This window comes from Thermodesulfobacteriota bacterium (assembly GCA_035325995.1).
Classification (GTDB): Bacteria; Desulfobacterota_D; UBA1144; order Nemesobacterales; family UBA2774; genus JADLGH01.
This window is the reverse complement of the sequence record DAOKYU010000032.1, coordinates 1-5,128: the sequence shown is the minus strand read 5'-3', so window position 1 is coordinate 5,128 and position 5,128 is coordinate 1. Positions and strand designations below refer to the sequence as shown.

Genomic DNA, 5,128 nt, shown 5'->3' with positions numbered 1-5,128 from the left:
TTCGATTGTCTGCGGACACAGTCCGCACGGCCCGGAGGGGTATTGCTGCGCCGCGAGCGGCTTGCAATATGATGGGATGAAAGACGGATCTCTCACGTTTGTTCGAGATGACAAAACTCTTGATGGATTGCCGGTGGAAAAATGAATGGATTCCTGTCTGCACAGGAATGACAATAAGGTAGATTCCTCGCTCGCTCGAAATCGTCGGGAATGACAATTTTGACCTCTTAATCTTGCAGTCATGGTCTGCCGGATTCTGCCTCCATCTGTTAATATGTAGGGCATAAAGAGGAGGACGGATATGGAAGGGACTTTCTTCATAGCTGCTATCCTGATTGGAATCGCGTCGGGCCTTCGTTCCATGACGGGGCTTGCGGTGGCGAGCCTCGCCGCGCGTTACTGGGGCCTCGGGCTGTGGGGGACCAGGCTCGGGTTCATGAGCTCTCACATCGCGGCGATCGTCCTTCCCGTATTTGCAGTGCTCGAATTCGCATACGACCTCCTGCCCTTCGCCGGGAGCAGGACTGCCGTCGGCCCTCTCCTCGCGCGCATATTCACCGGGGCGTTTTCGGGGGCGTGCGTCGCCGTCGGGGCCGCTGAATCCGCCACGGCCGGGGCGGTCGGCGGGGTGCTGGGGGCGGTGGCGGGATGCTACGGAGGGTACGCCGCCAGGAAAGCGGGCATACGCGCGGTCGGCGGGGTTCCCGCTGCGCTGGCCGAGGACATCGTTGCGATAGGGCTTGCCGTGCTGGCGGTGTGGATGGTGGTATGAGATAGAGAGGATATGAAGGATATATATCATGTTCCTCACGCATCTTGGTTAATGCCGGATGGCCGGACACCTGTAGAGACTCCATCTTGTACATTTACAAAATCAGACGGGGGTTCAACTCAACTGTTGATTAGTACGCAAGGCCGAAAGTTAGGAAATGCGCGCCCGGAGGAACGATTCCGAGCGAGCCGAGGAATCGGGGTAACTGACCCGAAGCCTGCGGAGCGAGTAAGCGCCCGCCGTGGGTGAATAAGTCGGAACTCGAACCCCCAACCTCAATTAATTAGCGGGGGTTCAAACTCATCGTTCGAATAATCTACGAGGTTCCAAGTTAAGGAATGCGCGCCCGGAGGAACGATTCCGAGCGAGCCGAGGAATCGGGGTAACTGACCCGAAGCCTGCGGAGCGAGTAAGCGCCCGCCGTGGGTGAATAAGTCGGAACTCGAACCCCCAACCTCAATTAATTAGCGGGGGTTCAAACTCATCGTTCGAATAATCTACGAGGTTCCAAGTTAAGGAATGCGCGCCCGGAGGAACGATTCCGAGCGAGCCGAGGAATCGGGGTAACTGACCCGAAGCCTGCGGAGCGAGTAAGCGCCCGCCGTGGGTGAATAAGTCGGAACTCGAACCCCCAACCTCAATTAATTAGCGGGGGTTCAAACTCATCGTTCGAATAATCTACGAGGTTCCAAGTTAAGGAATGCGCGCCCGGAGGAACGATTCCGAGCGAGCCGAGGAATCGGGGTAACTGACCCGAAGCCTGCGGAGCGAGTAAGCGCCCGCCGTGGGTGAATAAGTCGGAACTCGAACCCCCAACCTCAATTAATTAGCGGGGGTTCAAACTCATCGTTCGAATAATCTACGAGGTTCCAAGTTAAGGAATGCGCGCCCGGAGGGAGTCGAACCCCCAACCTCTTGATCCGTAGTCAAGCACTCTGTCCAATTGAGCTACGGGCGCGTAATTCAGAGTCGTATAGTTTACCGAAAGCTGCGGGTTCATCAATAGAGGAAAGCAGAAGGGAAGGGGCAGGCAGAAGGTCCGGATTAAAGGCTAAAAACTGGATTCCAGATACAGGCATTCTGGAATGACAAAGGACACCCTCACCCTTAACCCCTCTCCCCTCAAGGGAGAGGGGAGTGAATTTATATGGTGCTCGGTGGGTGATGATAGAGTTAGCCGCTACTTCGGCTTCCTGCGGACGTGGTCCGCTTACCTGCCGGTTTCGTAGAAGTAATCCGCCAGCCTGTCACGTAGAAAAAGGCGAGCCCTGTGAATCCTCGACTTCGCCGCGCTTACGGATATTCCCAGCACCTCGGCCGCTTCGAGGTCGGAGAGCCCTTCCTCGTGCCGGAGGTGAAATACGTGCTTATACTGCTCGGGGAGTGCGTCTATCGAGTCACGTATCTTCTCGAGCGCCTCGCGTGTCAGAAGCTCGCTGTCGGGCCTGCGGCTGAAGTCCTTGTCGGCGACGCCGTGGAGAATCCCGGCCTGGTCGTAAGGGGCATAGCCGTCGAGGCTCGACTCGTTCGTGGTGATCTTCTTCTTCGTGCGGATGCGCATGTAGCTCGAATTGAGCGCGACGCGGTAGAGCCACGTCGAGAACCGCGACTCCATCCTGAACGTGCCTGCCTTGGACGTGAGTATGACGAACACGTCCTGGAGCACGTCCTCGGCCTCTGCCGGGTCGCGCGTGATCCTGAGGGCGATTCTGTAAATCCTGTCGGCGTAGCGGTTGACCAGCTCGCCGAATGCGTCTTCGTCGCGGTTTCTGACGAATAGCGCGACGAGGTGCTCGTCGGGGATTGCGCAGGGCGTCTTGCCCTCGGCGCAGGCGCGGGCAGCCGTCTGTCCGCAAGCGCCGTTATTCTTCGTATCGTACCGCATGGTAAAAGCCTCCTGGGTGTCTTTGAGTGAATCTCCCCTCGCTCCTTCCGGAGCCTCTCTCGGCGGGGCCGTCATGCCGCGAACCCCGCTATTATCTTGTCTATAGTCTGGTCGATCACGCGCTCCTGATCGGCCCACGGGAAATCCGGGTGGGCGATGATGAGGGACGTGATGCCGTGGACCGTCATCCAGAGCGACTGGGTCGCGCTTTCGAGCTCCACGCCCTCGAATTTCCCCTGGCGGATGCATTCCTCGGTGATTTTCCTGAGGTAGCCGTATGCTCTCATGCCCATCGAATCCTCGCGGAGGTAGTCCTCGGGGGCTGTGGGCTTAAGGGCTATCATGAACGTTACCTTGTAGTCGTTCGGGTACTTGAGGCCGAAATCGACGTACGCCCGCCCGCATCTTTTGAGGGCGAGGAGCGGGTCGCTCATGTCTTCTCCGAGCTTCTCGAACATATCCACTAACTTTACGAACGCTTCTTCGCACAAAAAACGGACAAGGTCGGCCTTGTCGTTGAAGTGGAGGTAGATGGTCGTCGGGGAATATTCAATCTTCTCAGCAATTTTACGCATTGTTACGTTTTCATAGCCGTCTTTGATGAATAGTTCGCGGGCGGCGTCGAGGATTTCCTGCCTGACCGCCTGCCTTTGCCGTTCCCTTCTTTCCTTTACTCCCATTTATCTCCTGCCTTGAACTGTATTAAGTAACTTAACACTGTTAAGTATATTATGCGCGTTCTGTGGAGTCAAGAGATTTTTTGAGGGGATGAAAAAAGATAAAAAGGGCATATAGGGGTGTTAGTGGATTTGGGGGGAGGGGGATTCGGAAGGGGGAGGGTGAAAGGGAAAAAGAGATTCCTCGCACGCCAGGAATTGTCCTCCGGCTTCGCATGGCTTCGCCGCGACAAGCCTTTTTCTAAGGGAAGACAACCGAGATTTCTCACATGCGTTCGAAATGACAGGATTAAAGGCGAGATCCTGAATCAAGTTCAGGATGACGGAAGTGTAGGGTCGTGGCGGGGCTGAGACGTCGGAAGCATGAATGCACGGCGCGTGTGAATCTGTTCCGGGGTTTTCGGAATCTATATATACAGAGGGCGGAGGTTGGAAGGAGAGGTAGATAAGATGAGAGTCATATGGGGTTATGTCTCAATTCTCGTTTTAGCCTTCGGCTTCACGGCCTTTGCCGGGCAGGGTGCGGAAGCGCCTTTGATGGACGTATTTTTCGACAGGGGCGAATTCACATTGCGGGAGGACGCGAAGCCCGTCCTCGCGGAGAACGCCGAAATCCTGGCGATGAATCCGGGGACCGAGGTCGAAATAATCGGCTACTGCAACACCTACGAGGGAACGCCGGTTTACAACCTCGGATTAAAAAGGGCTGAAGCCGTGAGAAGTTTTCTTATCGAACAGGGTGTAAACTTAAGTGATATTAGTATAGGTGCCGACTGCGGCGGCGCGGGGGACAAGGGCAATCCTCCTCCCGGCCCGGCCGAGGTCAAGGCGGCTCTGGACAGCAGGGTAAGCATAAAGGCGGGCCCTCGTTCCGGGCCAGGGGTTTTGTGATTCCGGCTCCCGATCCGCGCGCGGATATTTACGCGAAGGCTCAATCGGATATTCCGGGGCCGGCCTGAATTGCGGGGGGTTATGACATGTTGAAAGAATTCAAAGGCATAATGCTTGCGGCCGTGCTCTTTCCGGCGGCGCTGTTCGGTCCCGCCCAGGGGCTCAAGGAGACCCCGGACAACGTGCCCGGATATCGCTGCGAGATAGCGGGTTATTACGTTCACCTGAAGGATGTGAGCGAGGAGTTCGGCAACGTTCTTCTTTCGCAGGATTACGACGAAATCTTCACAGCCAGCATAAACGCCGTAGCGTCGTTCGACGAGATGAGCGCCGGGCTCGGGGCGATGGAAGTCCCGGCGGAAATGCTGGAGGCTCACACTGCGCTCGTGAACGCCGTGGATTCATACAGGCAGAGCGCCGATCTGATACGGATCGCTATCGGAACCTCGCTCGGGAAGTACGAGGAGAAGGGCGACGACCTTCAGGGGTTGATAGACAGGAGCGTCTACCTCGCCGCCGAGGCCAACCAATATCTCGAGCGGAGCCTCGTTCTTCACGGGGAGATGTTCCAGCTCTACGCCGAGGGGCCGGGCGAGAATGCGTGCGGGACGTATACATCGTGGGACGGATATGGTGTGTTTCCGGGCGTAGAGGGGTCGGGGATTTGAGTGTTCCTTTTTGCCCTGATCACACACGTACGTGTGTTTTCGGCGTAGCATGTCCTGAGACTAAAACCACGTGAAGCGCGGATGGTGAAATGGCGGAGCGCTGCTACTTCGAAAGTCGGCGACACGGTCCGTCGGTTGCTGAAGGGGAAGTTCTATACTTAACTGGTAAGGTCGGTATAAGGCTTTCTACTTTTGCCTGACCACACACGCATGTGTGATTTACGGCGTAGCACCG

At 56.5% G+C, this 5,128-nt stretch carries 5 protein-coding genes and 1 tRNA gene; 3 read left to right on the top strand and 3 right to left on the bottom strand.

Going from position 1 to position 5,128, the window contains the following annotated elements; genetic code table 11:
• The first annotated feature begins 301 nt into the window (after window positions 1–301).
• Window positions 302–772, top strand: coding sequence for a hypothetical protein (locus PKC29_15415; GenBank protein ID HML96806.1), 471 nt, complete (start codon window positions 302–304; stop codon window positions 770–772).
• Window positions 773–1,656: 884 nt separating this feature from the next.
• Here PKC29_15415 and PKC29_15410 read toward each other — a convergent pair.
• From PKC29_15410 to PKC29_15400, 3 genes are all read right to left on the bottom strand, one after another.
• Window positions 1,657–1,730, bottom strand: a tRNA-Arg gene (locus PKC29_15410).
• 252 nt (window positions 1,731–1,982) lie between these two features.
• Window positions 1,983–2,657, bottom strand: coding sequence for a sigma-70 family RNA polymerase sigma factor (locus tag PKC29_15405; GenBank protein ID HML96805.1), 675 nt, complete (start codon window positions 2,655–2,657; stop codon window positions 1,983–1,985).
• Window positions 2,658–2,728: 71 nt separating this feature from the next.
• Window positions 2,729–3,337, bottom strand: coding sequence for a TetR/AcrR family transcriptional regulator (locus tag PKC29_15400; protein ID HML96804.1), 609 nt, complete (start codon window positions 3,335–3,337; stop codon window positions 2,729–2,731).
• 447 nt (window positions 3,338–3,784) lie between these two features.
• Between PKC29_15400 and PKC29_15395 the strand changes: the two genes are divergently transcribed.
• Window positions 3,785–4,225: an OmpA family protein gene (locus tag PKC29_15395; GenBank protein HML96803.1), complete on the top strand. Its 441-nt coding sequence runs from the start codon at window positions 3,785–3,787 to the stop codon at window positions 4,223–4,225.
• A gap of 86 nt (window positions 4,226–4,311) precedes the next feature.
• Window positions 4,312–4,893 carry a hypothetical protein gene (locus PKC29_15390; GenBank protein HML96802.1) on the top strand — a complete coding sequence of 194 codons (582 nt, stop codon included), beginning with the start codon at window positions 4,312–4,314 and terminating at the stop codon, window positions 4,891–4,893.
• Window positions 4,894–5,128: the final 235 nt, after the last annotated feature.